The 1313-nt window shown below is 47.2% G+C and carries 3 protein-coding genes; all 3 read left to right on the top strand.

Annotated elements, in window-relative coordinates; all coding sequences use genetic code 11:
* The first annotated feature begins 195 nt into the window (after nt 1-195).
* The 3 genes from O9290_RS25950 to O9290_RS25940 are packed head-to-tail and all read left to right on the top strand — an operon-like array spanning nt 196 to nt 992.
* Nucleotides 196-528 (top strand): TMEM165/GDT1 family protein, encoded by a 333-nt coding sequence (locus O9290_RS25950; protein WP_002764178.1) that lies wholly within the window; start codon nt 196-198, stop codon nt 526-528.
* Between the two features lie 7 nt (nt 529-535).
* Entirely contained in the window at nt 536-778 is a 243-nt protein-coding gene (locus tag O9290_RS25945) for a hypothetical protein (RefSeq protein ID WP_288087682.1), read from the top strand.
* Nucleotides 717-992, top strand: a complete 276-nt coding sequence (locus O9290_RS25940; RefSeq protein WP_002764179.1) for a TMEM165/GDT1 family protein — start codon at nt 717-719, stop codon at nt 990-992. The genes O9290_RS25945 and O9290_RS25940 overlap by 62 nt, the downstream gene beginning before the upstream one ends.
* The last annotated feature ends 321 nt before the right edge of the window (nt 993-1313 follow it).

The raw sequence follows: 1313 nt of genomic DNA, 5'->3' as shown, positions 1-1313 counted from the left end.
TTTTGATTGACAAAAGGTCTAAAAGTCTTACCCAACAAGGTTTTAAGATTTATTCAGCTAACCCTAAGTAGGTAGGCGTTAAAAGTTATCAGATCCCCGCACCTATCGGCACCCCCCTTATCAAGGGGGGCAGGGGGGATCAAACTTAAAATCCATTTTAAATTTAATTATAACCCGATACTGTGAAATTAGCCGATGAGTGATAGCAAATCGATCGCGTCAACCGAGAAAAACCCAGATCAGCCACCTTCTTGGAGTTTTTGGACGGTGTTTAGTTCCACCTTCCTAACCATATTTTTTGCTGAAATCGGCGATAAAACCCAATTAGCCACCCTTCTCATCAGCGCCGAATCCCAATCCCCCTGGGTGGTTTTTGCCGGGGCAGCCAGCGCTTTAATCGCTACCAGTCTCCTCGGTGTCCTGATCGGTTATTGGATTGCTCGTCGTCTTTCCCCCAAAACTTTAGATATCGGTGTCGCTATCCTTCTCCTTTTGATCACTGGTTTACTGATCGGCGATATTCTCTAAGCAATCAGTGATCAAGAGTCAGGAGTCAGGAGATAGGAGACAGGAGACAGGAGATTATTTCTATTTATTCTTCCGACACCCCACACCCCACACCCCACACCCCACACCCCACTTCCCCACTTCCCCACTTCCCCACTTCCCCACTTCCCCACTTCCCCACCTCCCCATCACCCATCTCCCTAGAATTTATGAATTGGCAATTATTCGGACTGACATTTATCACGGTTTTTTTGGCAGAAATCGGCGATAAAAGTCAATTAGTAGCGATCGCTCTCGGTGGCAGTTCCAAATCACCCAAAGCCGTCTTTTTTGGCTCAATTACCGCCTTAATCCTGACCAGTTTCTTAGGAGTCCTTGCGGGCGGCAGTATGGCGCAGTTATTCCCCGCTAAGATATTAAAAGCGATAGCGGCCATTGGTTTTGCGCTGCTTGCTGTCCGGCTGCTTTGGCCAGATTCGGATTGATCATTAGGTTTGCGGCAAAAAGCTTTTCCTGGGGGCAGGGTGTGGGGTGTGGGGTGTAGGGTGTGGGGTGTGGGGTGTCGGAAGAATAAATAGGGTCTGCTGAAAAAGTTTTTCCTGGGGGTAGGAGTCAGTAGCCGGTCGTCAGGAGCCGGTCGTTTCAGGCTTTGTTGCCCTTGTTTTTTGTACCAAGCGATGTACTACAAGAAGGATAATGCAAGGTTTTTGAAAGTCCCAATCCTATTTTCGCAGCATGAACATCGGACTTTAACAGGTCAAAAGCTTTATTTTAAAAGGGTTTTACCATTATTCAGCAAGCCCTAA

The organism is Microcystis sp. LE19-41.2A (genome assembly GCF_027530405.1).
In the GTDB taxonomy this organism is placed as follows: Bacteria; Cyanobacteriota; Cyanobacteriia; order Cyanobacteriales; family Microcystaceae; genus Microcystis; species Microcystis aeruginosa.
Note: the sequence above shows the minus strand (reverse complement) of the source record. Positions and strands in the feature narration are given on the sequence as shown.

Coding starts and splice junctions, on each gene's coding strand:
- O9290_RS25950 (WP_002764178.1), top strand. CDS start 196: ATGAGTGATAGCAAATCGATCGCGTCAACCGAGAAAAACCCAGATCAG.
- O9290_RS25940 (WP_002764179.1), top strand. CDS start 717: ATGAATTGGCAATTATTCGGACTGACATTTATCACGGTTTTTTTGGCA.